Here is a 24,196-nt window from a genome sequence, read left to right as displayed (position 1 = left end):
CAGAGGACGTCAGTATGTGTGCAACGGATCAGGCGCATCAGTGGATTCTCTGTCCACAGTGTGATTTAACCGTAAAACTGCCTGCCGTGCCGGTGGGCAGTCGCGCGCGCTGTCCACGTTGTCATACCACGCTGACGGCTAACTGGCATGAGCCGCGAAAACGTCCCACCGGGTACGCTTTTGCGGCACTGTTTATGCTGGTGTTGGCGAATCTGTTTCCCTTCATCAATATGCATGTGGCGGGACTGAGCAGCCAAATCTCGCTGCTCGATATTCCTTCGGTGATGGACCGAGAAGATTACCGCAGCCTGGCGACACTGTTCCTGCTGTTCGTGCAGGGAATTCCCGCGTTTTGCATGATCACCATTCTTCTGTTAGTGAATCGCGTGCGAATGCCGCACAGCTTGCGTCTTGGGCTGGCGCGTATTTTATTCCAGCTACGCAGTTGGGGCATGGCCGAAATCTTTATGGCGGGCGTGCTGGTGAGCTTTGTGAAACTGATGGCTTACGGCGAAATTGGCCTTGGCAGCAGTTTCTGGCCGTGGTGTCTATTCTGTGTATTACAGCTGCGCGCATTTCAGTGCGTAGATCGGCGCTGGGTGTGGCAGAGCATTGATCCACTCCCGGCATTGCCGATGGTGCCGCAAGCCGGAATCAGTGGGTTGAAGCAGGGACTGCGCAGTTGTCCTTGTTGTACCGCTGTCTTATCTGTCGGGCAGACTGAGTGTCCCCGCTGTGGCGTGGTCGCTGCACCGCGACGTAAGCACAGCTTGCAATGGACGCTGGCACTCTTGATCACCTCGGTGATGCTGTACATTCCCTCAAACATTATGCCGATTATGGTCACCGAGACGCTCGGCTCGCAGTATCCCTCAAACATTATGGCCGGGGTGATTCTGCTGTGGAGCGATGGATCCTGGCCAGTGGCGCTGGTGATCTTTATCGCCAGCATCATGGTGCCTTCACTCAAGATGCTGGCAATTGCCTGGCTATGCTGGCATGCCAGCGGTCGTGGTCAGCGTGATGATGAGAAAATGCACGTGGTGTATGAGGTGGTGGAATTTGTTGGCCGCTGGTCAATGATTGATGTCTTTGTCATCGCTGTGTTATCCGCGCTGGTGCGGATGGGGCAGCTGATGAGTGTTTACCCTGCGCCAGGCGCGCTACTGTTTGCCATGGTGGTGATTCTTACCATGTTTGCAGCGATGACGTTTGATCCGCGCCTGATTTGGGATCGATTACGGGAAACTGAACGAAAGGAGCCGCGTCTTGACGGACAACCATCACGGGACTGCTAAGGTCGACCAGATTAAACGCTGGTCACCGGTCTGGATCGTACCCATCGTCACGCTATTCATTGGTGGCTGGATCTTATTTTATCATTTCAGCCATCAGGGCCCGGAGGTGACATTAATCACCGAAAGCGCTGAAGGTATTGAGGCTGGAAAAACCACCATTAAGAGCCGCAGTGTCAATGTTGGTGTGGTGGAAAGTGCGGTATTAACTGACGATCTGCACCATGTGGAGATCAAAGCACGCCTCAATTCTGGTATGGAAAAACTGTTGCATGGCGACAGCGTATTCTGGGTGGTGAAACCGCAAATCGGGCGCGAAGGGATTACCGGTCTCGGCACATTACTTTCGGGTGCCTATATTGAATTGCAGCCAGGCACGAAGGGCGATCAACCTGAGCACTATCAACTGCTGGATGCGCCACCTCTGGCACCGCCGGATGCCAAAGGCATTCGCATCACACTCGACAGTAAAAAGGCCGGACAGCTAAATGCGGGCGATCCGGTGCTGTTCCGTGGCTATCGCGTGGGTACGGTTGAATCCAGCACCTTTGATACCGATAAACGCATGATGACCTATCAACTGTTCATCGCCGCCCCTTACGATCGTCTGATCACTACCAACGTCCGTTTCTGGAAAGACAGCGGCATCGCCGTCGACATGTCTGCCTCCGGCATGCGGGTGGAAATGGGTTCACTGACTACGCTGTTTAGCGGTGGTGTAAGTTTTGATGTGCCAGATGGCGCGGAGCTGGGGCAGATCGCCGAGAATAAAGCGGAATACCATCTGTTTGACGATCAGCGCAGCATCCAGGACTCGTTGTATACCACCCACACCGATTTCCTGCTGTTCTTTACCGATTCGATTCGTGGCTTGCAGGTAGGCGCACCGGTTGAGTTCCGCGGCATTCGTCTGGGGACCGTCTCGCAAGTGCCTTACACCATTCCAGGTGTCAATCAGGCGTTGAATAACGATTATCGTGTTCCGATATTGATTCGCATCGAACCGGATCGCTTTATCAGCCGTCTGGGCGGAGATTTCAACCTTGAGCAGCATCTGCAGGATGGCAAGAAGCGAGGTCTGCGCGCCACGCTGAAAACCGGTAACCTGTTGTCGGGTGCGCTGTACATCGATCTGGACTTCTATGACAACGCACCGGCGTATAAAGGTCCAAATGAGATTGCGGGCCTGGAGGTGATTCCAACGGTCAGTGGTGGATTGAGTCAGATCCAGCAGAAGCTGACGGCAGCGCTGGATAAGATCAACGGTCTGCCATTAAATCCGATGATTACCGAAGCGACAGGCACCCTGAAAGAGAGCCAGCGTACGATGCAGCAACTGCAGAAAACTCTGGATAACCTCAATCACATCACTGCCAGCCCGGCGATGAAAACGCTGCCAGAAGATATGCAGCAGACGCTGCGCGAGTTGAATCGCAGCATGAAAGGCTTGCAGCCGGGTTCACCGGCTTATAACAAACTGGTGGGAGACATGCAGCGACTCGACCAGGTGCTGCGCGAATTGCAGCCGGTGCTGAAAACGCTCAATACCAAGAGCAATGCATTGGTGTTTGAAGCCAAACCGGGCCAGGATCCCCAGCCAAAGAGGGCGAAACAGTGAAAAAAGGGCTGATTATTGGTGCGATGCTGCTCCTGGCAGGTTGTAGCAGCACCATCGAAAACACCTATTATCAGCTGCCTGCGGGCAGCAACGTCGCGCGTGTAGACAGCGCATCCAGCGGCAACCAGCCAATGATTTGGGTCGAGCAAGTGTCGGTGCCGGATTATATGGCAGGGAACGGTTTGGTGTATCAAACCAGCGATGTAAAGTATGTGATTGCTGCCAATAACTTGTGGGCCAGTCCGCTGGATCAACAACTGCAACAGACATTGATCAGCAACCTCAGCAAAGCGCTGCCGGGCCGAATTGTTGCCAGTGCTCCGCTGGGTGAAAGCCATGATACTTTGACGGTGAATGTGACCGGTTTCCAGGGGCGCTATGATGGCCAGGTTGTGGTGAGCGGAGAATGGCTCCTGCAACATCAAGGGCGCTTAATCAAACATGGCTTTAATCTGACTCTGCCGCAAAACGAAGATGGCTATGATGCGCTGGTGCGGACTCTGGCTATCGGCTGGCAGCAAACGGCACAACAAATCGCAAAAAGTGTCATTTCGCTAAATTAAGATTTGTTCGATGCTTATGCTAAGTCCCTGATTTGCCGTTGTGTGACGGACATCAAATCAGGGGCTTTTTTTATCGTCTTATCAGCCAGATATACACGGAATTGACAATTATAGATGTCATTTTAACGTCAAAATGATGACATTGGCGTGAATTTTGCGCATTGATCTTTCTTCTGCTTGGGGTTAGAACATTACTGTGGTTGAACATTATATCGCCACTCTTTCTTTCCACCCAGAATCCACCAGACCTGAAATGAGGGAATCGAGGCATGAAGAGACAGAAAAGAGACCGCCTGGAACGTGCACATTCACGAGGCTATCAAGCGGGTATTACTGGCCGCTCAAAAGAGATATGCCCCTATCAAATGATCGATGCGCGGTCTTACTGGTTGGGAGGTTGGCGTCAAGCCATGGAGGACAGGTCGGCGGTGGCCTAGCACTGTCGGATGTCCATAAATGAAGGAAGAAACCTCCGCTGAATGCGGAGGTTTTCGTTTGGGAAATTAGAAAGCAGAGGTGTCTTTAAACAGACCCACTTTCAAATCTGTCGCGGTATAAATCAGGTTACCGTCAACGAAGACTTCACCATCAGCCACGCCCATCACCAGCTTGCGGTTGATCACGCGCTTGAAGTGAATTTTATAAGTGACTTTCTTCGCGGTTGGCAGTACCTGACCGGTGAATTTCACTTCGCCCACGCCCAGTGCGCGGCCTTTACCTTCAGCGCCTAACCAGCCGAGGTAGAAACCAACCAACTGCCACATGGCGTCAAGGCCGAGGCAGCCAGGCATGACCGGATCGCCTTTAAAGTGGCAATCGAAGAACCACAGGTCAGGGCGGATATCCAGTTCGGCTTCCACAAAACCTTTGTCAAATTTACCGCCGTCTTCGGTCATCATGACCACGCGGTCCATCATCAACATGTTATCAGAGGGAAGCGGCGGTCCATTTTCGCCAAACAGTTCACCGCGACCTGAGGCAACCAGGTCTTCTTTGCTATAGGATTCGCGTTTATCTACCATGTTCTCAATATGCCTTCTTTTAGTGAAGCCCGAATATTAGCGAACAGTTGTACGCTGGGCAAATCAATCAGCTGTGGTTGAACCAGTTGAGCCAGCGGAATGGCCACGGACGATGACGAATTTCCTGCTGGTTCAGCTGAGCAATACGTTCCTGAATGGTATTGAGCAATGACTCGCCGCTCTCACTTTGCCATGCGATACCGGTTAATAAGGGTAACGCTTCATCCACGCTTTCGATTGCCCAGATGTGGAATTGCTCTTGCTTCACCGCATCGACCACAGCTTCGCTGAGGCTCAAATGGCGCACATTGCTGGCTGGCAGAATAACGCCTTGTTTACCTGTCAGCTCGCGTGACTGGCAAATGTTGAAGAAGCCTTCGATTTTTTCATTCAGGCCGCCAACAGGCTGCACATTACCAAATTGGTCCACGGAACCGGTCACCGCAATATGCTGGCTCAGTGGCTGATTGGCCAGTGCGCTAATCAGCGCGCAGAGTTCGGCCAGTGAGGCGCTATCGCCATCCACTTCGGAATAGGACTGTTCAAACACTAACGAGGCTGAGAAGGGCAGCTGTTGCTCGAGTTCAAGTTCAGCGATCAGATAAGCTTGCATAATCATCATGCCTTTCGCATGAATATTCCCGCCCAGCTCGGCTTTACGCTCAACGTCAGTGAATTCACCATCGCCTGGATGCACAACACAGGTGATACGTGACGGCTCGCCCCACGGGCGCGGATGACCTGGAAACTCCACCACCGACAGACCGTTAATCTGTCCCACCACTTCACCTTCAGTTTCAATCATAATCTGATTGAGCAGAATTTCGTCACGCATGCGGTCAGCCAGGTAGCTTTCACGCCATTCGCGCGCTTCCAGTGCTTCTTTTAATGCTTCAGCATTGATGACGTCACCGTGCAGCGCGGTTTCCTGCAGCTGACGGCGTAACCAGCGCGGGCAGAGCGGCAGGGTTTCTTGATCACCCGTGAAGCGAACCGCCTCATTGATCAAGAGCGGCCAGAAGTCGGCTGCAGGCTGGTCCAGACCGGCTTGTTCAGCTTGCGTGAGCGTCCACTGACACCAGAAGGTCATGTCCTCTTCATCGGTGATCTGCAGGTTCTCTTCGAACTCGCTATACAGTGCCATTTCATGCACTTCTGCATCCAATTCCTGGAAGCTAGCTAACGCATCACGATCGCCACACAGTACCAGGCGCAGTTGCAGCGGCAGAGAAGGGATGGCCACTGGCAACGGTTGGCGTTCGTCCTGTGAATACCAGTCAAAGCGGCCTTGCTCGATGCACTTACGCAGACGCAGCCATAGCAGTGGTTGAGCCAGTAGCGTATTCACGGAGAGGATTAAAGTGCCGCCATTGGCTTGATGAATCAATCCTGGCTCGGGCTGGATACGATCTTTGTACTGACGCACACAACCAAACAGCTGTTCTGCTTCAATCCAGTCGGCAAAGTGAACACCGCCCTGACTGGTGAAGGGCCGGTTAGCATCGCTTGGCGGCATCAGGCTGACCGTGTCGCCCATGACATGATAGTCACCGCCATACAGCGCGATCTCTTCAGGCTGGAAGCGCTGTGCGGCTTCGGCGATGCATGCGAGATAATCGCTGTTTTCCTGACTGCGTAATAGCAACAGAGGAAAACCTAAGGTTTGATGATGCAAATGCGCCAGCGCATTCAGCAGACGCGGCTGAACCGCGGCAAGACTATCGCTATCTTCCAGTGAGACGTTTGAGAAAATGGATTGGTAGCGGATGCTATCCGGCTGCAGGGCTTGCCACGTAATTTGAGTGCTGGTCAAAATATTCGCATTAGTCAGATTTAGGAAAAGCGCGATTATACAGGAATCAACCTTGTTAAGCACTGCGGAGTTCCAGCCCGAAATGTGATGACCGCTGCATGTTTTTCCTTGCTGCATCCGGGAAAAAAGCTGTTATTCTTAGTTTGTTACGTGATCACGATGAGATTCCGATGAAATACCAGCAACTCGAAAATCTTGAAAGTGGATGGAAGTGGAAATACCTGGTGAAAAAGCATCGGGAGGGTGAATTGATCACCCGTCATCTTGAGCTTAGCGCCGCGCAGGCTGCGGTGGATGCCTTACTGGCGATGGAAAATAGTCCAGTAGAGGTAGCGGAATGGATAGCTCAGCACATTCACCCCGATCTCGAGAACCGTCTGAAGCAGACTATTCGTGCGCGCCGTAAGCGGCACTTTAATGCGGAACATCAGCATACGCGTAAGAAGTCGATCGATCTGGAATATCTGGTGTGGCAGCGTCTGGCAGGATTGGCGCAGCGTCGCAGCAATACGCTATCAGAAACCATTGTGCAGTTGATTGAAGATGCCGAGCGCAAAGAGAAGTATGCCAGCCAGATGTCAACGCTTAAGCAGGATCTGCAGGCGATTCTGGGTAAAGGCGGATCAGAGAACGAATAGCGCTGATGTGTGCACTATGATGGTGTTGTGAGTCAGTTGAAAAGAGATAAAAAAAACCCCGCCAGAGCGGGGTTTTTTATTGCGTGATAACTTAAGCCTGTGGCTGAGTTACAACGTCTTTGATACCTTTCACGTCGATTTCAACGCGACGGTCTGGCGCCAGGCAGTCGATCAGGGCATTACGGCCTTTCACGCTGTCACAGGTGTTGCCAGTCACTGGGTTAGATTTGCCCATACCGCGTGCAGAGATCTTGTTAGAAGGGATACCTTTAGAAACCAGGTAATCAACTACAGACTGAGCGCGTTTCTCAGACAGTTTCTGGTTGTACTGCTCTGAACCGATACGGTCAGTGAAGCCCAGTACTACAACAGAACCGTCTTTAGGATCCATTGAGCTCAGCTGGCTGTACAGCTGATCCAGAGCCTGCTGTCCTTCTGGTTTCAGAGTCGCTTTGTTGAAGTTAAACAGTACGTCAGACTTCAGAGTGAAACGCTTGGTTTCAACAACTGGCGCTGGAGCAGGTGCTGGAGCAACAACTGGTGCTGCTGCTTCATCCTGACCGAAACGGTAAGAAACGCCGACGCTCAGCATGCTGTTGTCTGGACGCGCACCAACGGTACCTGCGTCACCGATGTTGTTAACCCACTGATAGTCCAGGCGAGTCGCCCAGTTTTTGGTCAGTGCGTATTCAACACCAACAGCAGCCAGCGGAGAAACGCCGGTGTCGTGGTTGCTGATGCGACCATTGTCTGGGTTGGTCTGAGTAGAGTCTGCACGCCATACCATGCCGCCCAGACGGGTGTACACGTCCAGATCGTCAGTGATTGGGTAGCTCAGTTTAGCAGCCAGCTGAACGCCTTGTGCTTTGAACGCGCCGTTGGTCACGCTGCCTTTGTTAGGCATGCGGCCCAGCCAGTCATAGCCCAGCTCGAAGCCCAGGTACGGGTTAGCCTGATAGCCCATGAAGGCACCAGCGCCCAGCTGAGATTCGTGAGTTGGACCGTTGTTGTTCTCGTAACCGTTACCGTAGTAACCAGTATCGTGATACTGAGACCAGCCCAGTTTAGCACCGGTGTACCAGGTGTTATCTTTAGGAGCGGCCTGCGCTACGGTAGCGAAGCCAGCCAGTGCCACTGCAATTGCGATAGCTGTCTTTTTCATTTTTGCGCCTCGTTATCATCCAAATAGGCAATGAGCAAAAAGGTTGCTCTTTGTGTTAATCCTTCGCCGGGTCTAAACGCTCGCTTTTGACTCTACCGAAAAAACGGAGGTTATTGAGCACCCTGGCGAGATAAAGTCTACAACGAGATTGGAAAGTTACAAGTATGATGTGAGGCCAGCCAGCAAAAAAACAGGGATTTATACACACATTTTAACAAATCACATGGCAAAATCTTCGCCAGCGAATTGAGAAAATGCGGCTAAACCATTGTCAAAGCTGGCGGGAAAAGAATCAGTGGCTTAGCAGCATCCTTAAGAAAAAAAAGCGTGAGAAAATTCCTGGTTTTACTTAATGAAACAAATCCGACGGAATTTTTGGCGTATTTGGTTGTCTGGACAAGACGCGATCGTGACCTTGCGTACGCATAATCAAACCCAGAGCTTCACCTTCTGCCGCTGCCATTTCGAGTTCAAACCGTTCTTCATCATTCAATTCGTACGGAATCCAGGCCAAAACCACACTATAATTTCCCGTGCGCAGAGCCTTCACCATACTTTCCACTGTCGTGAGTCGTTCAGATTCGGTGATATGCATACTTTTCTCAAGCGGTAATCCTGACTGCTGCATCCAGTTGCGATTCAGCTTATGCGCTGGTGTTAACCACAGCTGCCAGCGGGACTGTTCGCTGAGTTGCTTTAACACCGGCAACAGCAGTAACTGCATCATGCCAGGTTGTTCGCTGTAACGTAGTTCAGTAATTCCACCCAGAGAAGGCTGCGTCAGGCTTGAAGAAGCAAAACGTTGAGAACGATCAGCAAGGCCAGAGAATTGAGTACGCATGTTTTAATCACTCAGTAATGAACTGTATGGATGTACAGTAATGTCTTCCTGGATAAAGATCAACCTCAATTTCTGAAAACACCTCGCAAATTGTGCACAACGCACACAGCAAATGCTTTTATTCATTGAACAGCTAATGGGTTTTTTCTATCTTCTAACCAGATGAAAAACCAGGATTTTAAGGGATTTTCTCGAATGAGAATTCACGGAAAGGAGCTGTAATGAAAACCAACAATCCACTCGTTAAACAATCGAAAACACAGCTGGCGCCGCTGGGAAAGATCGAATCCCGAACGCAATTTGGTGGCTATGCACTGACAGTAGAAAAGGTCATTTTTGCATATATCAACGAAGACGCGCTTTACCTGCGTGCCAGTGAGGCATTGCAGACTTACCACACCCAACGTGCTCTTGAACCGCTGGTCTATCGCAAACGCGGCATACCGGTGCAACTGAATTACTTCAAGGTGGATGCAAAGCTTTGGCAGGATCCTGAGCAACTATTGCGGTTGTCGGCCAGTGCGCTGCACGCAGCACAGCATGAGTTAGCAAACCGGATAGTGACCTTACGGCTGAAGGATCTGCCTAACCTTAGCTTGCGCATGGAGATGATGCTGCATAAAGTTGGCATCAGTTCAGTTAAGGTGCTGCATGAAATGGGATCGCGACAAAGCTGGCTCAAACTGCGTGCCGTTAACAAACATATCGGGCTGAAAACGTTGATGGCATTGGAAGGGGCGATTTCCGGACATCACCAGGCAGCATTGCCTGCAGCGATCAGAGATGAGCTCTACGCGTGGTATGTCAAAACGCTCCACCCCAAAAACGCGGTGGAGCAACGTTAAGTTAATGACTGGATAATGTGCGGCGCAGGCGGGCAATTTCTGGCAACAGGGCAATCAGTAAACCCAACTGCTGCATCACCAGCGGCGCCTGCACGTCCGAACTGTTTTTGATATCACTTAATTGCTGCATCACCTGCTGCTGCATGGCTAATGCCTGCTTGTCGTCAACGCGTTCAATCTGCAGCACATCTTCAACAAAACACACTGCATCATCTAAAACTTTGAGCAATGCGGAATCAGAAAGCCGTTCGCGATGCGCGCCCAGCGCTGAGATGTAGCTCAGGAAAGAGTGATTCAGGCACAGTAACCGGAACGCGTTTTCACGCAGCGGTTGCTGCAGCTTAAGCTCGCTACTCATGTTCGAGACCACCGATGCTAATTCCGCATCGGCATTATGAGCATCACGGCGCGCCACACGATAAGCCAGACGATTATCTTTGCCCTGATGATATTGTTCCAGGATAGCATCGAGATAACGACAATTGGCATTCAGTGTGCTATCCGCCACGGCGCTAATTTTGCGAAAACGCCAATCGGGCCAGACAAATGCCACTGCCAGCCAGGCCAGTCCGCAACCTAACAGTGTGTCAACAATGCGCGGCAACGCCACCTCAAAGCCTTCGCCCAGCAGGTTAAAGCAGAGCAGTACCAGCAAGGTGATGAACAGTGTGGCTTGCGCATACTGAATCTGACGAAAGGCAAAAAACAGTACGCCACTTAGCACGATGAGAATCAGTTGCCCTTCAATAGAGGGCACTAACCACAGTACCGGTAAGCCAATAGCGATACCCGCTAGTGTTCCACCAATACGTAAGGCGAGCCGACGGCGCGTGGCATTGTAGTTAGGCTGGCAGACAAACAGACTGGTGAGCAAAATCCAGTAGCCGCGATGAAGACCGGTAATCTGAATAAAAGCGTAGCCCACGCAAAGCACGACGGACATGCGTACAGCATGGCGGAATAATGCCGAACCTGGACTCAGATGACGGCTTAGCCGTAACCGGATATCCGCCCATCCGCTCAGCCCTTCACGCGAAAGATGGTTATCTGCTGAGGCAGGTGGTTCGGCCAGCGCTTGTTCAGACTCAATCGAGGCCAGTTGCGCATCAATCGCACGCAAATTACGCAGCAGCCAAAATAACGCGCGGATGTGAGAATCCTGCGGATCATTCTGTTGCAATCGTTCCAAAGCTGTTTCAAGCCGGGAGAAGGTGCGCTCAAAACTGCTGTCATGATGCCATGGCTGGCGTAGCAGGATGCTCTCAGCCAGCTTGCGACAGGCTTGAGCTTGCATATTCAACAGGCGCTGAAAGCGGAACAGCACCTCGTTATAGCGCCAGTCATCACGCAGCAGGTGATATTGCAGATGGGATGAGCTGGCGCGTTCGTGAATATCCTGCGCGACGAAATAGTAGTGCAAACTGCGACGTGTGCTGCGCGATCCACGGTCGCCACGCAAGCGACTCTGAATAGTGGTTTTCGTCTGATTGAGTTGCGCCACCAACTGGCTGTTCACCATCGCCGTGGCAATGGTATTGGCATCATCCTGTTCACCAGCATCGGGATCGAACAAATTAGCCTTGGCCTCCAGATAACCCGCCAGCTGAGAAAAGCTGGCCGCCAGTTGCTCCTGCACCGGCCGTACCGGGAAAATCAAATGACCGATAAATGTCAGCAGGTTGTACCACAGCGCACCAATCAATAGCAGGGCGGGCTGCATCCACCACTGAGGGAATAAGCCAATACCCAACATGGTATAAACCGCAATGAGCAGCGCACCAAATGCGATAGTGGCATAGCGCTGCCCCAGAGCGCCAAGCAAAATGAAGCCCCAGCTCGATAGCGCCAAACCGATGGCAAAGGCCCACGGATAGGGAAACAACAACTCAACCGATACCGAAGCGATGCAGAAACAGACCAGCGTAATCATCAGATTGCGCAGGCGGCCAGTCCATCGATCATCCAGATCGGCCAGCGCAGCCGCCACCACGCCGAGCGTCAAAGGAATGGTCCACTCTATTTGCTGCAGCCACCAGGGAACGGCGGCGCACCCTGCCAGCGCGAAGAAGATGCGCAATAAATAACGCAGGCTGCTATTGAACAGATAACGTCGCCATCCCGGCATCGCGTTCAGAAGCATCAATCGTCCACCTTAGTATCGACGACGCGCATTCGCTTCACGCGCGGCCTGAGCCTCTTCCACCGAGACCACACGGCGGCCTACGGGCCAGAGTGCGATAGCGGCAATTTTGAAGTTAGCGATACCGACGGGGATACCGATGATGGTCAGGCATTGGATGATGCCGGCTGAAATATGCATCAGACACAGCCACCAGCCGAAAAACACCAGCCAGAAAATGTTGAGGAAGGTTCCGCCCGCATTCAGCACGTGGCTTTTACTGTCAGGGCGCAGCACATCGACATGCACCGCTTCATTACCAAAGGGCAGAAGTGAAAGTTTAGTGATTTCCCAACAAGATCGCGTTAAAGGCAGGGTAAAGATAAGCACAATGCTGACAAGCGTGGCAAACAGCCAGCTTAGCGTGGTGAACACGCCACCCAAAACGAAGTTAAGAATATTCAATACGGTGCGCATAACACGATTTTCCTTTTGCAATCCGCAATATGTGTCGCCCAGTTTAACGTGTTTTAAGGCTGGAGCGCCAAGGGTCTGACAGGTAAACTGCGCGATAATTGAATTGCACAAGACGGTGCGGACATGGAACTGAAAGCAACATCAATGGGCAAACGTCTGGCTCAGCATCCTTATAATCGGGTGCGTCTGCTGGCCGCTGGCGTGGAAGTCAGTGGCGATCGTCACGAATATCTTATCCCGTTCAATCAGTTAATCAGCATTGCCTGTAAACGCGGCATGGTTTGGGGAGAGCTGGAATTTCACTTGCCAGAAGATAAGGTTGTACGCCTGCACGGCACGGAATGGCAGGAGACGCAGCGTTTCTTCCACTACTTGCAGCATGCCTGGCAGCAGTGGAGCCAGGAGATGAGCGAAGTCAGTGCACAAGTCTTGATGGCTCTGGAACAGGAGATCATCGCCTTCACGCAACAGGATCGCTGGTTAAAGCGCAGCGAACTGGCTACGGTAAAAGAGAGCATTCAACGCCAATTTTCCGCCTTACCGTTGCCACTCTCACGCATGAATGAGTTCGATAATTGCCGTGCGCGCTGGCAGTTTTGCCAGCAGTGGTTAGAGCAAGGTGAAACCGCCATTCGCCAGCGCAACCGTGAATGGACGACGAAGGTCATCAAGGACTACCACGAATTTTTCTCCACTGTCGAAACCACGCCGCTCAACGCTTCCCAGTGCGAAGCGGTGGTCAACGGTGAAGACGCCTTGCTGGTGCTGGCTGGCGCGGGAAGTGGTAAAACCTCGGTGCTGGTGGCACGCGCTGGCTGGTTGTTGAAACGCAAGCTGGCACAGCCGGAGCAGATTCTGTTGATGGCGTTTGGTCGCCAGGCGGCCGAAGAGATGAACGAGCGTATTCAGCAGCGCTTAGGTGAGAGTGCGATTCAGGCGCGAACGTTTCACGCGCTGGCATTGCACATCATCCGCGAAGGCAGCAATAAGCAGCCGGTGATCAGCAAGCTTGAAAGTGACAGCAAGGCGCGGCGGCAACTGCTGATCGACACCTGGCGCGAACAGTGTAATAGCAAAAAAGCGCAGGCGAGCGGTTGGCGCCAATGGTTACAGGAGGAACTGGCGTGGGAGGTCGCTGAAGGCCCATTCTGGCAGGATGACAAGTTGGCGCAACGGCTGGCCTCACGCATGGAGCGCTGGCTGGGGCTGATGCGTATGCACGGCGGTGCGCAGGCCGCCATGATTGCCGATGTGCCAGAAGAGTATCGCGATAATTTCAGTAAACGCGTGAAACTGATGGCCCCGCTATTAAAAGCCTGGAAGGGTGCGTTGAAAGAAGAGGGGGCAGTCGATTTCTCCGGGCTGATCCATCAGGCGATTGCCATTCTCGAAAAAGGGCGCTTTATCAGTCCGTGGAAGCATATTCTCGTGGATGAGTTTCAGGATATCTCGCCACAGCGCGCCGCTTTATTGACTGCGTTACGTCAGCAGAATAAGCGCACCAGTTTGTTCGCGGTAGGCGATGACTGGCAAGCAATATATCGTTTCAGCGGTGCCGAGATGAGTCTGACCACGGCTTTCCACCACTACTTTGGAGATGGCGATCGCTGTGTGCTGGACACCACCTATCGTTTTAACGATCGCATCGGTGAGATTGCCAACCGCTTTGTGCAGCAGAATCCCCATCAGCTGCGCAAGCCGCTCAACAGTCTGAGCAAGGGAAATAAGAAGTCAGTCACGCTGCTGCCGCAGGAGCAACTGGAACCGTTGCTGGATAAATTAAGTGGCTATGCGAAACCGGAAGAGCGCGTGCTGATGCTGGCGCGCTATCACCATTTGCGTCCGGGCATCCTCGATAAAGCGAAAACACGCTGGCCAAAATTGCAGATCGATTTCATGACCATCCATGCCAGCAAAGGGCAGCAGGCAGATTTTGTTATTATGCTGGGGCTGCATGAGGGGCGCGATGGCTTCCCCGCCGAGGCACGTGAATCGATTATGGAAGCGGGATTATTACCCCAGCCGGAAGATTTCCCGGATGCTGAAGAGCGGCGGTTGGCCTATGTGGCCATTACCCGTGCACGTCAGCAGGTGTGGATGTTGTTTGATAAAGATCGGCCTTCCGTTTTTGTCGAACACTTCCGCGAATTGGGCGTGCCGCAAAGTCGGAAGACCTGAACATTACGCTTTCAGGCGGTCGGCAAGATAGCGCTGATAATCGGGGATTTGGATCTCAAACTGCTGGGCAAACATCGGTGCCTGAATAATGAAATCTGCGGTGGCGCGATTGGTCGCCACCGGGATATTCCACACGGTGGCCAGACGTAACAGGGCTTTGACATCGGGATCGTGCGGCACCGCATTTAACGGATCCCAAAAGAAGAACAACACATCGATTTTCCCTTCGGAAATTAAAGCACCCACTTGCTGATCGCCGCCCATCGGGCCGCTTAGCATGGCGTTGACGTCTAAACCGGTGTGGCGATTAATCAGATTACCGGTGGTGCCGGTGGCATAGAGCACATGCGGTTGCAGCGCGCTCTGGTTGGCTTTGACCCACTCCAGTAGTGTTGCTTTGCAGTGATCGTGGGCAACGAGGGCAATGTGTTTCTGAACGTTAAGGGTACGAACGGTCTGCTCCATAGGGCTTCCTGTTTCTTCTCATGCATTAATTTTAAGGCATGAGTTTACCCCTGACATTTCAACACTATCAACTTGCGCGTAAGGTTTTCATCCAACTGATAAATCTCAGGCGTGTAGCAGCATCAAAACGCTGAAACCACTGTTGCAGATAAGGTAACTCACCCGCATCCTGCCAGGCAAAATCGAGACTCATCTGAGCATCCGAAGCACTCACCGATTGCAGCGCAAAGCGAGGAACCGATGCCGTCTGGGCAGTACGGTTATAATTCAACATGGCCTTTTCCAGATCGCTATCACTACCCTGTGGTAAGCGATCGCGCACGCTAGTGATTTCATTGCCTCGTTCATCAATTAGCTGGAAATTGAGCGCCTTATCGAACGTGCTGCGTTCCCGGCGGTTGGCCAGAGCGGGTAAACGAATCGCGACTGAGGTGGCACTTGCATTGAACGTGACGATCATCGGCACCGACTGAAAATGCGTGGCATCCGCACAAGGTTTTTCAACGCGAAACAGGAATTGATGCTGCCCACGCTCCAGCTCCAGGCTGTCCGCGCCTTTCAGCAACGAGCCTGAGATTTTGCGACCATCGAGCACCAGCAAATCGATTTCAGGATCGAGTTTCAGGGTGATGGCATGGCAGGATGCCGATACGAGTAACACGAGTAAACTCGTAACAGCCAAAGACAGCTTCATTTCAACTCCCGGAGGATGGGGATTAAGGGTGATGTGTAGCAAATTATTACATTATGGCAGTGAATTTACATTTTCACATATTTATTCGTGCTGAGGCGCAAAGTTTTTATCCGAGGGGCTTGCACTGTGTCACGCAATGGCAACTACACTCAGGCGAACGAACAAGGAGAAAAAAATGAATGATCAAACGATTCGTGATGTGTTGAGCCGAACCAAACGCATTGCATTGGTTGGGGCGAGCGATCGCGCCGATCGCCCAAGCTATGGTGTGATGAAGTTTTTGCTTGATCAAGGTTATGAGGTTATTCCGGTGAGTCCAAAACTGGCGGGACAGCAATTGCTGGGGCAGACCGCTTACGCCACGCTGGCAGAAATTCCGGGTAAAGTGGATATGGTAGATGTGTTTCGCAATGCTGAGGCCGCGTGGGGTGTGGCACAGGAAGCGATTGCCATTGGTGCCGATACGCTGTGGCTGCAATTGGGCGTGATCAATGAACAAGCGGCAGTGTTAGCAAGAGATGCCGGCATGACGGTGGTGATGGATCGTTGCCCTAAAATTGAAATTCCGCGCCTGGGCATAGCGCCTCTGGCGCAGTAAAACAGCAACGGCGACCAAGGTCGCCGTTAGCATTAATGGCGCAGGCTGGGTGCCTGCAACTGCTGCCGGATAGAAGCGGCGAGTTCATCCATCGAAGGTTGCTCAGGATGCTCATACGACGTTTCACCTGCTAACTGAATTTCGGCGACATAGGTGTGTACCTGTTCACCTTCTTCATCTTCCATCACCACGTGATACCAGGGTGCGGCACGCAGGGTTTCACTGGCGGCCACATCATCCTGTTCGGGTTCATCGAGTGAAAACTCCGGGTCGACATCCACGATAACGCCGAGCACCCCGGAGAGACGGTGACGGACCTGCTGTCCAATTCCAAATTTACTGGTAATCATTGTGCCTCCCAAAACTGTGCCCTGTCTCTAATATGGAGGCAGGGTGCAGATTTTCAAGTCACAGCACGCGGCAGGCAAATCCTTTCAGATAAAGCCCTTCAGGATAGCTCGCGATCACGGGATGATCGGCTGCCTGACGGAACTGCTCAACAAATTGTACATCACGACCCGCATCCACTGCGGCATCGGCGATAATTTTCTGGAACAGATCGGTGGCCATCAGTCCAGAGCAAGAGAATGTCAGCAGAATGCCGTTAGGATTGAGCAACTGCATCGCCAGCATATTGATATCTTTATATCCGCGGCAGGCGCCCATCAGTTGGTTCTTGTTCTCAACAAACTTCGGCGGGTCCATCACAATGACGTCAAACTTTTCGCCGCTGTCACGATAGCGACGCAGCAGTTTGAACACATCATCACGAACGAACTGTGCACGCGATAGATCAAGGCCATTCAACTCCACGTTCTGTTTTGCCACATCCAGCGCATCCTGTGACGTATCCACGCTGATCACTTCACGGCAGCCGCCCAGCAAAGCTGACACGGCAAATCCACCGGTGTAGGAGAAACAGTTCAGCACCCGAGCGTTCTCAGCGTAGCGGCGCGTGGCAAAACGGCTGTCACGTTGATCAAGGTAGTAACCGGTTTTGTGGCCACCCTGAATGTCGACCAGCAATTTCATACCGTGTTCGGTAATCGGCAATAGCGGCGGAGGCAGCTCGCCGGTCACCGGACCTTGCGTCAGTTCCAGTCCCTCTTTTTTGCGCACGGCAACATCAGAACGATCGTAAATAGCGCAAGTTGGGAAGCATTGCTGCAAAGCAGAGAGAATCGCCGGACGTTGATATTCAGCTCCGGCAGAAAGCAGTTGCAGCACCATAAAGTTGCCAAAACGGTCAATGGTCACGCCAGGCATGCCGTCCGATTCACCGGCAATCAGGCGATAGCTATCAAGGCCATCGCGCTGCGCCAGCCATTCGCGCCACTGCTGCGCTTTTTCGAAAGCACGCACAAAAAAGGCGATGTCGATTGACTCATCCTGCTGCCAGCTCCAGACGCGCGCGCGAATTTGTGACTGCGGGGAATAAGCGGCACGAGCCAGCCATTTACCATTGCTGTCGCAGACATCAATGGTTTCACCAGACTGGGCTTTGCCTTCCATACGGGCAACGGCACCTGAGAACACCCACGGATGGCGGCGGAGCAGGGATTTTTCACGTCCCTTAGCGAGAATCAATCGAACAGTCATGTTTGCTATGCTTACCTGAAAAAATGAGGCGCCATTTTCCGGTGGATGGCGGCAAATTGCAACGCACAATGGGGAGATCGCCATGGCGAACACTTGCTATAAAATTTGGGTGCACGGTATTGTGCAAGGCGTGGGCTTTCGTTATTACACGCAGTCACAGGCCAATAAATTAGGCGTTACTGGCTATGCGCATAATCTGCGTGACGGCAGTGTTGAAGTGCTGGCCGCTGGCGATGAACAAAAGGTGGATGCGTTAATCGCCTGGTTAAAAGCAGGTGGGCCGACCAGCGCTCGGGTTGATAAAGTGCTGGTGGAACCTCATCAACCCACGCCGATGCCCACGCGATTTACGACTGGCTAATTACAAACACTTGGCAGGTTTTGGCAAACCGGCAATTTTAGTGGCTTGTTTTGCCGGACCTTCCGGGAACAGTCGGAACAGGTAACGGCTATTGCCTTTTTCCTCGCCATATTTCTGCGCCATGGCTTTCACCAGCATGCGCACCGCAGGGGAAGTATTGAACTCCTGATAGAAGGCGCGCACAAAGTGCACCACTTCCCAGTGAGCCTCACTCATCACAATGGCTTCATTCTCCGCAATCACCGCAGCGAGTGCTTCGCTCCAGTCCGCACTATTTTTTAAGTAGCCTTCCGCATCGGTGGCGATCTCTTTACCGGCAAAAATCACAGTTATTCCTCACAGCATTAAGGCGCGTATTGTAAGTTCGCCTGCGGTAAAAAAGCAAAAACCCCGCCGAAGCGGGGTTAGTCGTGTTAACTGCAATGACTTAATCTTTGCTGGCGAAACCTAACAGGCTCAGCAGACTGACAAAGATATTGTACAGCGAGACATACAAGCTAACGGTGGCGCGGATGTAGTTGGTTTCGCCACCATGAATGATGTTACTGGTTTCCCACAGAATCGCACCCGCAGAGAACAGGGTAAACAGCGCACTGATCGCCAGATGCAGCGCTGGCAGTTGCAGGAAGATATTCGCCACAACCGCAACCAGCAGCACCACGAAGCCAGCCATCATCATGCCGCCGAGGAAGGACATGTCACGACGTGTGGTCAGGACGTAGGCCGAGCAGCAGAAGAACACCAGCGCCGTGCCGCCCAGCGCCATGGCAATCACATCGCCCATGCCCGCAGCGAGGAAAGAGCTCAGAATGGGACCGAGGCAGTAACCGAGGAAGCCGGTAAAGGCGAAGGCCGCCAGAATACCTGCCGGGCTATTTGCCAGACGGTAGGTCAGGAACATCAGGCCGTAAAAACCGACCAACATCAAAATTAAGCCCGGAGAGGGCAGAGCAAACACGGTGCTGAGCGTGGCGGTGACCGCGGAAAACGCCAGCGTCAGGCCCAGTAAGAAGTAGGTATTGCGCAGCACTTTGTGGGTGCTGATCAGCGATTGCTGCTGTGACGAGCTAATTATTCTATCCATCATGCGCTCCATTATAGAGAGAGAACACCAAATATGGCCTGAGGATACGCAACGGCTCCCAGACAGCAAAGTCGTTTTACCCATCTTTACGCGATAAATTGCTGTTTCACTGAGCAGAATGGTGATTTTGACAGCGAAAAAATGGATTTTGGCTGTTTTTCAGGCGAACGATTCAATCCACGCTTTACATCGTTCGGGGGGATGTTTATAGTGCGCCTCATTGCGGAGGGGTGGCCGAGTGGCTTAAGGCAACGGTCTTGAAAACCGTCGATGGGAAACCATCCGAGAGTTCGAATCTCTCCTCCTCCGCCATCACTCTTGCAGAGTGAAGTGACAAAAAGATTTCCGGAGGGATGGCCGAGTGGCTTAAGGCAACGGTCTTGAAAACCGTCGATGGGAAACCATCCCAGAGTTCGAATCTCTGTTCCTCCGCCATATTAAAGAAGCCCGCAGAAATGCGGGCTTTTTGCTTTTCTGCGTTCCTGAATTCCGAAAAACATCCCGTTGCTTTTCAATCTGCTGCCGTAACCCGACGGCACGCGCGTTTACTGCTATATTCCATTCACGGTTTTTGTAAACATCTGGCGATTTTCCGAGGCAAGCTGGGTTACACTGTGCGGTAATTCGCTCAATGGCGAGCTAATCGTCTGAATGCCAGAGTGTTTCACTGATGAATTATGGAATAGGCACAATGATCAAGAAACTGAGTCTTTGCGCGTTGTCAGTTATCGCTGCGCTCCCGATCGGTATGTCTGCTTACGCGGCAGATGGAGATATGCAGTTACAGCAAGTGCTGATGCTGAGCCGTCACAATCTACGCGCACCGTTAGCCAACAACGGCAGCGTGCTGGAACAATCCACTAAGAAGAATTGGCCGCAGTGGGATGTGCCCGGCGGCGAGTTAACCACCAAAGGCGGCGTGCTGGAAGTCTACATGGGTAACTATACCCGCCAGTGGCTGGCACAGCAGGGCCTGGTGGAAAGCGGCACCTGCCCGGACAGCAGCAACATCTTCGTCTATGCCAATAGCCTGCAACGTACGGTAGCGACCGCGCAGTACTTCATTACCGGCGCTTTCCCGGGTTGTGATATTTCCGTGACGCATCAGGATGCGATGGGCACCATGGATCCTATCTTTAATCCGGTGATCACGGACGGCAGCGACGCATTCAATAAGAAAGCGCTGGCGGCGATGACGGCTGTGAATGAGAAGCTGGCGCTGAAACCGGCTTTCCAGCAGTTAGAAAAGATTGTTGATTATAAATCTGCACCGGCCTGTAACGGCAAAAAACAGTGTGATCTGAGCAGCGGCGATAACACCTTCAGCGCGGAAAATGGCAAAGAGCCTAACGTGAACGGGCCGCTGAAAATCGGTAATTCCCTGGTCGATGCCTTCACGCTGCAATATTACGAAGGTTTCCCTGCCGATCAGGTGGCCTGGGGACAGATCAAAACCCCTGAGCAGTGGAAATCTCTCGCAGCGATCAAAAATGGTTATCAGGATGCGCTGTTTACTTCTCCCGATGTTGCACGTGAAGTGGCCGCACCGCTGGTGGATTACATCCGCAGCCAGTTAGTGGATCAAGACAAAGCGAACGCACCGAAAGTCACGGTGATGGTGGGGCACGATTCGAATATTGCTTCACTGCTCAGCGCATTGCAGGTTAAGCCATACGAGCTGCCGGGCAACGATGAGAAAACGCCTATCGGTGGCCAGGTGGTGTTTGAGCGTTGGCACGATGCTAAAAACAACAAAGACCTGCTGAAAGTGGAATACGTTTATCAGACCGCAGAACAACTGCGTAATGCCGATGTGCTGAGCCTGAAAAACCCGCCGAAGCGTGTCACGCTGCAACTGGCAGGCTGCGATGCCGATGCCAATGGTTACTGCAGCTGGGATCAGTTTGCTACCGCGTTGAATACTGCTTTGCAGGGCACACCGCTGCAGCCAGCTGCTCCGGCTCCGGCTCCGGCTCCGGCAGCGCAGCCAGCGGCACAACCTGCGCCTGCTGCCAATGACGACGCTAAGGCCAAAGCAGATCAAGCCGCGGCTGATAAAGCGGCCGCCGACAAAGCCGCAGCAGATAAAGCAGCAGCGCAGAAAGCGGCTGATGCTAAAACCGCTGAAGAGAAAGTGAAGGCGGATAAAGCGGCTGCGCAAAAAACAGCAGAGGATAAAGCGAAAGCCGAGAAAGCCACCGCGCAGAAAGCGGCGGAGGACAAAGCGAAGGCCGATGCCGCTGCAGCGCAAAAAGCACAGTCAGATGCGACGCCAGCCAAGCCGGAAGGCGAGGCGGCAAAACCGGCACCTGCCAGCAACTAACGTTGCTACCATGAAAAAACCCCGTCGCGACGGGGTTTTTTATTTGCGTTAACCAGCCACGACCACCAGTTTTTGATTCGCAAACTCCTTCAGGCCTAGATCGGACAACTCGCGTCCATAGCCTGAGCGTTTCACGCCACCAAACGGCAATTCTGCGGCGGTATCGCTTTGGGAATTAATAAACACCATACCTGTCTCGATCTGCGATGCCATGTTGCGCCCACGCAGAATATCGCGCGTCCAGACTGAACCGCCTAAGCCATAGTGCGAATCATTGGCCAGCGCGACGGCGGTGCGATCGTCAGCCACCACATAAACCTGTGCGACGGGTCCAAAGAACTCCTGATAATAGGCAGGGTTTTGCGGCGTAAGGCCGGTGAGTATGGTCGGCTGATAATAACAACCCACGCCTTCAATCACTTTGCCGCCCAGTTCAACATGCGCACCCTGCTTAATCGCATCTTCAACCTGCTTCACTAAACGGTCGCGAGCCTCTTTCGATGAAAGCGGACCCAGCGTGGTGCTCTCATCCAGTGGATCCCCCGGTTTGGCCGATTGCAGGGCCGCACTAAACTTCGCCATAAACTCCGTCGCGATTTTTTCGTGCAGGATAAAGCGTTTAGCTGCTGTACACACCTGACCACAGTTGCTCAATCGCGCCTGCGCACCCTGGCGCACAGCTTCGTCGATATCGGCATCGTCCAGCACAACGAATACATCATTGCCGCCTAACTCCAGCGTGGATTTTTTCAGATGCTTACCAGCTTGTTCCGCCACGGCGCTGCCGGCACGTTCAGAGCCCGTTAGCGCGACACCTTGCACGCGCGGATCGGCAATCAGATCGGCGACCTGTTGATTCGAGATAAAAAGATTAGTCCACGCACCCTTTGGCGCCCCCGCTTCTTCAACCAGTTTTTCGAAGACATCCGCACAGTGCGGCACAATGTTGGCATGTTTTGCCATCACCGGATTTCCCAGTGCCAGATTCGGTGCCAGCACACGCATCAGCTGGTAATAAGGGAAGTTCCAGGGCTCGACGGCCACCACCACCCCTATCGGGTGATACTCAAGCCAGGCATCGCCCACCGAACTGGGATAGGGTTGTGCCTGTAACAAGTGAGCCGCATGTTCCGCATAATATCTGGCGATTTGTGCGCAAATTTTTACTTCACCTCGGCTCTGCCCGATTAACTTGCCCATTTCACGACTCGCAATCTCCGCTAATTCATCAACGCGTTGATCAATCAAATCGGCCAGTCGGTGCAGCACCTGCAGACGTGGCTGCATATCGCCTTTGCACCACGTAGAGTGGTAGAGTTCGTCAGCCGCGCTGAGTGCCTGCTGCATAAAGGTGTCATCGTGATTAGGCCAGGATTTCAGCAACTGATTATTGGCCGGGTTGATGCTTTGGTAGGCTGACATAAAGGGTTCCTTGGCAGAAAAAATGACAAAGGCGGGACATGCCCGCCTGCGTTTTAAACGTTTTTACGCTCGACGGTTTTGTCGTCCCACGTCAGAACGTCCTGATCGGTCTTATCAAAAGCGCGGAGCAGCACATCGTCGCTTCCTTGCTGACGCCAGATTTCTTCCGCGAGTCGTTCGTCATAATTCGCCACCTCAAAAATGGCTTCAGCAATTTCAGGTGAGGTGTGGCGCAGCGTGGCCCATTCGCCCACGTGGTGAGCTTTCGACTGTTCTGTGGCCATAAAGGTCTCCTGTTGTGGATTTATCCTTGCAGTTTTACCGCCAGTCCGGCGACGTATTGGCCCTGATAGCGGGCAATTCCCAGTTCCTCCGCAGACGGTTGGCGTGAGCCATCACCGCCAGCAATCGTGGTGGCGCCATAAGGCGTACCGCCCCGAACCTGAGAAATATCGAAAAGTTCTTTGGTGCCATAACCAATGGGCACGATGACCATGCCGTGATGGGCGAGAGTGGTCCATACCGAGGTAATCGTTTGTTCCTGACCGCCACCGGTGCCAGTCGAGGCGAACACACTGGCGAGTTTGCCGTACAGCGCGCCAGAGGCCCACAGTCCGCCAGTACGATCCCAGAAATTACGCATCTGGCCGGCCATGTTGCCAAAGCGGGTTGGCGTACCCACGATGATGGCGTCGTATTGGGTTAAATCTTCAGGTTTTGCTTCAGCCGCTGACTGATTCACCTTGCCGCCCACCTGCGCAAATCTCTCCGCATCCATGCTTTCTGGTACACGAAGAATGGTGACTTCCGCACCGCTCACACTCTTTGCGCCTTCAGCCACGGCTTGCGCCATGGTTTCGATATGTCCATACATTGAGTAATAAAGCACCAAAACTTTTGCCATGGTTTTCTATCCTGCTGAGGGTGATGAGTATTCAGAAGTATAGAAGAGACTGCGTAAGGTGCCGGAAGGGAGGATAATTGGGGCAGTTCAGCGCTGCGCTTTTTAACGGGCTAACCGCTTGTAAGCTGGAGATTAATCTGGTTTATGATGGATAAATAAGTGAATTATGTGTTTC

At 52.7% G+C, this 24,196-nt stretch carries 25 protein-coding genes and 2 tRNA genes; 12 read left to right on the top strand and 15 right to left on the bottom strand.

The window, feature by feature from the left end:
• The first annotated feature begins 14 nt into the window (after positions 1–14).
• The 4 genes from pqiA to rmf all read left to right on the top strand — a co-directional run bounded on the left by pqiA (position 15) and on the right by rmf (position 3,913).
• Positions 15–1,298, top strand: coding sequence for a membrane integrity-associated transporter subunit PqiA (gene pqiA / locus VH86_RS01555; RefSeq protein ID WP_045831669.1), 1,284 nt, complete (start codon positions 15–17; stop codon positions 1,296–1,298).
• Positions 1,270–2,913: an intermembrane transport protein PqiB gene (pqiB, locus tag VH86_RS01550; protein WP_038647762.1), complete on the top strand. Its 1,644-nt coding sequence runs from the start codon at positions 1,270–1,272 to the stop codon at positions 2,911–2,913. The genes pqiA and pqiB overlap by 29 nt, the downstream gene beginning before the upstream one ends.
• Positions 2,910–3,476, top strand: a complete 567-nt coding sequence (pqiC, locus tag VH86_RS01545; RefSeq protein WP_034820450.1) for a membrane integrity-associated transporter subunit PqiC — start codon at positions 2,910–2,912, stop codon at positions 3,474–3,476. The genes pqiB and pqiC overlap by 4 nt, the downstream gene beginning before the upstream one ends.
• Before the next feature lie 269 nt (positions 3,477–3,745).
• Positions 3,746–3,913, top strand: a complete 168-nt coding sequence (gene rmf, locus VH86_RS24785) for a ribosome modulation factor (RefSeq protein ID WP_007887362.1) — start codon at positions 3,746–3,748, stop codon at positions 3,911–3,913.
• Positions 3,914–3,979: 66 nt separating this feature from the next.
• Here rmf and fabA read toward each other — a convergent pair whose 3' ends face one another.
• A complete protein-coding gene (gene fabA, locus VH86_RS01540) occupies positions 3,980–4,498 on the bottom strand; it encodes a bifunctional 3-hydroxydecanoyl-ACP dehydratase/trans-2-decenoyl-ACP isomerase (RefSeq protein WP_034820448.1) in 519 nt (172 codons plus the stop codon).
• Between the two features lie 67 nt (positions 4,499–4,565).
• Positions 4,566–6,428: a Lon protease family protein gene (locus VH86_RS01535; protein ID WP_045831668.1), complete on the bottom strand. Its 1,863-nt coding sequence runs from the start codon at positions 6,426–6,428 to the stop codon at positions 4,566–4,568.
• 53 nt (positions 6,429–6,481) lie between these two features.
• Between VH86_RS01535 and matP the strand changes: the two genes are divergently transcribed.
• Positions 6,482–6,949 carry a macrodomain Ter protein MatP gene (gene matP, locus VH86_RS01530; RefSeq protein ID WP_141399037.1) on the top strand — a complete coding sequence of 156 codons (468 nt, stop codon included), beginning with the start codon at positions 6,482–6,484 and terminating at the stop codon, positions 6,947–6,949.
• A gap of 91 nt (positions 6,950–7,040) precedes the next feature.
• On the opposite strand, the gene ompA is transcribed toward matP, so the two are convergent.
• Both ompA and sulA read right to left on the bottom strand, forming a co-directional pair.
• A complete protein-coding gene (ompA, locus tag VH86_RS01525) occupies positions 7,041–8,111 on the bottom strand; it encodes a porin OmpA (protein ID WP_045831667.1) in 1,071 nt (356 codons plus the stop codon).
• A 349-nt stretch (positions 8,112–8,460) separates the two neighbouring features.
• Positions 8,461–8,952 carry an SOS-induced cell division inhibitor SulA gene (gene sulA, locus VH86_RS01520; protein WP_045831666.1) on the bottom strand — a complete coding sequence of 164 codons (492 nt, stop codon included), beginning with the start codon at positions 8,950–8,952 and terminating at the stop codon, positions 8,461–8,463.
• 221 nt (positions 8,953–9,173) lie between these two features.
• On the opposite strand from sulA, the gene VH86_RS01515 reads away from it, so the two are divergent.
• Positions 9,174–9,797 (top strand): TfoX/Sxy family DNA transformation protein, encoded by a 624-nt coding sequence (locus tag VH86_RS01515; RefSeq protein WP_045816244.1) that lies wholly within the window; start codon positions 9,174–9,176, stop codon positions 9,795–9,797.
• A 1-nt stretch (position 9,798) separates the two neighbouring features.
• Here VH86_RS01515 and yccS read toward each other — a convergent pair whose 3' ends face one another.
• Together yccS and VH86_RS01505 are read right to left on the bottom strand one after the other, a co-directional pair.
• Entirely contained in the window at positions 9,799–11,937 is a 2,139-nt protein-coding gene (yccS, locus tag VH86_RS01510) for a YccS family putative transporter (RefSeq protein ID WP_045831665.1), read from the bottom strand.
• Positions 11,938–11,949: 12 nt separating this feature from the next.
• Positions 11,950–12,393 carry a YccF domain-containing protein gene (locus tag VH86_RS01505; RefSeq protein WP_034820431.1) on the bottom strand — a complete coding sequence of 148 codons (444 nt, stop codon included), beginning with the start codon at positions 12,391–12,393 and terminating at the stop codon, positions 11,950–11,952.
• 123 nt (positions 12,394–12,516) lie between these two features.
• Between VH86_RS01505 and helD the strand changes: the two genes are divergently transcribed.
• Positions 12,517–14,571: a DNA helicase IV gene (gene helD, locus VH86_RS01500; protein WP_045831664.1), complete on the top strand. Its 2,055-nt coding sequence runs from the start codon at positions 12,517–12,519 to the stop codon at positions 14,569–14,571.
• Positions 14,572–14,574: 3 nt separating this feature from the next.
• Here helD and VH86_RS01495 read toward each other — a convergent pair whose 3' ends face one another.
• Both VH86_RS01495 and VH86_RS01490 read right to left on the bottom strand, forming a co-directional pair.
• Positions 14,575–15,036, bottom strand: coding sequence for a methylglyoxal synthase (locus VH86_RS01495; protein ID WP_034820416.1), 462 nt, complete (start codon positions 15,034–15,036; stop codon positions 14,575–14,577).
• A gap of 67 nt (positions 15,037–15,103) precedes the next feature.
• Entirely contained in the window at positions 15,104–15,730 is a 627-nt protein-coding gene (locus VH86_RS01490; RefSeq protein WP_045831663.1) for a DUF2057 family protein, read from the bottom strand.
• A gap of 175 nt (positions 15,731–15,905) precedes the next feature.
• On the opposite strand from VH86_RS01490, the gene VH86_RS01485 reads away from it, so the two are divergent.
• Entirely contained in the window at positions 15,906–16,328 is a 423-nt protein-coding gene (locus VH86_RS01485) for a CoA-binding protein (protein WP_045816240.1), read from the top strand.
• A 32-nt stretch (positions 16,329–16,360) separates the two neighbouring features.
• Here the strand turns inward: VH86_RS01485 and hspQ are convergent, their stop codons facing one another.
• Both hspQ and rlmI read right to left on the bottom strand, forming a co-directional pair.
• Positions 16,361–16,678, bottom strand: a complete 318-nt coding sequence (hspQ, locus tag VH86_RS01480; protein ID WP_034820407.1) for a heat shock protein HspQ — start codon at positions 16,676–16,678, stop codon at positions 16,361–16,363.
• 58 nt (positions 16,679–16,736) lie between these two features.
• Positions 16,737–17,927, bottom strand: coding sequence for a 23S rRNA (cytosine(1962)-C(5))-methyltransferase RlmI (gene rlmI / locus VH86_RS01475; RefSeq protein WP_045831662.1), 1,191 nt, complete (start codon positions 17,925–17,927; stop codon positions 16,737–16,739).
• Positions 17,928–18,009: 82 nt separating this feature from the next.
• Between rlmI and yccX the strand changes: the two genes are divergently transcribed.
• Positions 18,010–18,288 carry an acylphosphatase gene (gene yccX / locus VH86_RS01470; RefSeq protein WP_038647740.1) on the top strand — a complete coding sequence of 93 codons (279 nt, stop codon included), beginning with the start codon at positions 18,010–18,012 and terminating at the stop codon, positions 18,286–18,288.
• On the opposite strand, the gene tusE is transcribed toward yccX, so the two are convergent.
• Positions 18,289–18,615 (bottom strand): sulfurtransferase TusE, encoded by a 327-nt coding sequence (tusE, locus tag VH86_RS01465; protein ID WP_038647738.1) that lies wholly within the window; start codon positions 18,613–18,615, stop codon positions 18,289–18,291.
• A gap of 100 nt (positions 18,616–18,715) precedes the next feature.
• Positions 18,716–19,372 carry an FtsH protease modulator YccA gene (gene yccA / locus VH86_RS01460; protein WP_045831661.1) on the bottom strand — a complete coding sequence of 219 codons (657 nt, stop codon included), beginning with the start codon at positions 19,370–19,372 and terminating at the stop codon, positions 18,716–18,718.
• 224 nt (positions 19,373–19,596) lie between these two features.
• On the opposite strand from yccA, the gene VH86_RS01455 reads away from it, so the two are divergent.
• The 3 genes from VH86_RS01455 (at position 19,597) to agp (ending at position 21,695) form a co-directional block, all read left to right on the top strand.
• Positions 19,597–19,684 (top strand) — tRNA-Ser (locus tag VH86_RS01455).
• A 35-nt stretch (positions 19,685–19,719) separates the two neighbouring features.
• Positions 19,720–19,807, top strand: a tRNA-Ser gene (locus tag VH86_RS01450).
• 256 nt (positions 19,808–20,063) lie between these two features.
• A complete protein-coding gene (agp, locus tag VH86_RS01445; protein ID WP_156150542.1) occupies positions 20,064–21,695 on the top strand; it encodes a bifunctional glucose-1-phosphatase/inositol phosphatase in 1,632 nt (543 codons plus the stop codon).
• A gap of 48 nt (positions 21,696–21,743) precedes the next feature.
• Here agp and VH86_RS01440 read toward each other — a convergent pair whose 3' ends face one another.
• Genes VH86_RS01440 through wrbA form a run of 3 tightly spaced genes read right to left on the bottom strand, consistent with a single transcriptional unit; the run spans position 21,744 to position 24,021 of the window.
• Positions 21,744–23,117 (bottom strand): NAD-dependent succinate-semialdehyde dehydrogenase, encoded by a 1,374-nt coding sequence (locus tag VH86_RS01440; RefSeq protein ID WP_045831659.1) that lies wholly within the window; start codon positions 23,115–23,117, stop codon positions 21,744–21,746.
• 53 nt (positions 23,118–23,170) lie between these two features.
• Positions 23,171–23,401 carry a YccJ family protein gene (locus VH86_RS01435; RefSeq protein ID WP_038647733.1) on the bottom strand — a complete coding sequence of 77 codons (231 nt, stop codon included), beginning with the start codon at positions 23,399–23,401 and terminating at the stop codon, positions 23,171–23,173.
• Positions 23,402–23,421: 20 nt separating this feature from the next.
• Positions 23,422–24,021 carry an NAD(P)H:quinone oxidoreductase gene (gene wrbA / locus VH86_RS01430; RefSeq protein WP_038647730.1) on the bottom strand — a complete coding sequence of 200 codons (600 nt, stop codon included), beginning with the start codon at positions 24,019–24,021 and terminating at the stop codon, positions 23,422–23,424.
• Between the last annotated feature and the right edge of the window lie 175 nt (positions 24,022–24,196).

It is taken from the genome of Pantoea sp. BL1 (assembly GCF_000963985.1).
GTDB classification, from domain to species: Bacteria; Pseudomonadota; Gammaproteobacteria; order Enterobacterales; family Enterobacteriaceae; genus Pantoea; species Pantoea rwandensis_B.
Note: the sequence above shows the minus strand (reverse complement) of the source record. Positions and strands in the feature narration are given on the sequence as shown.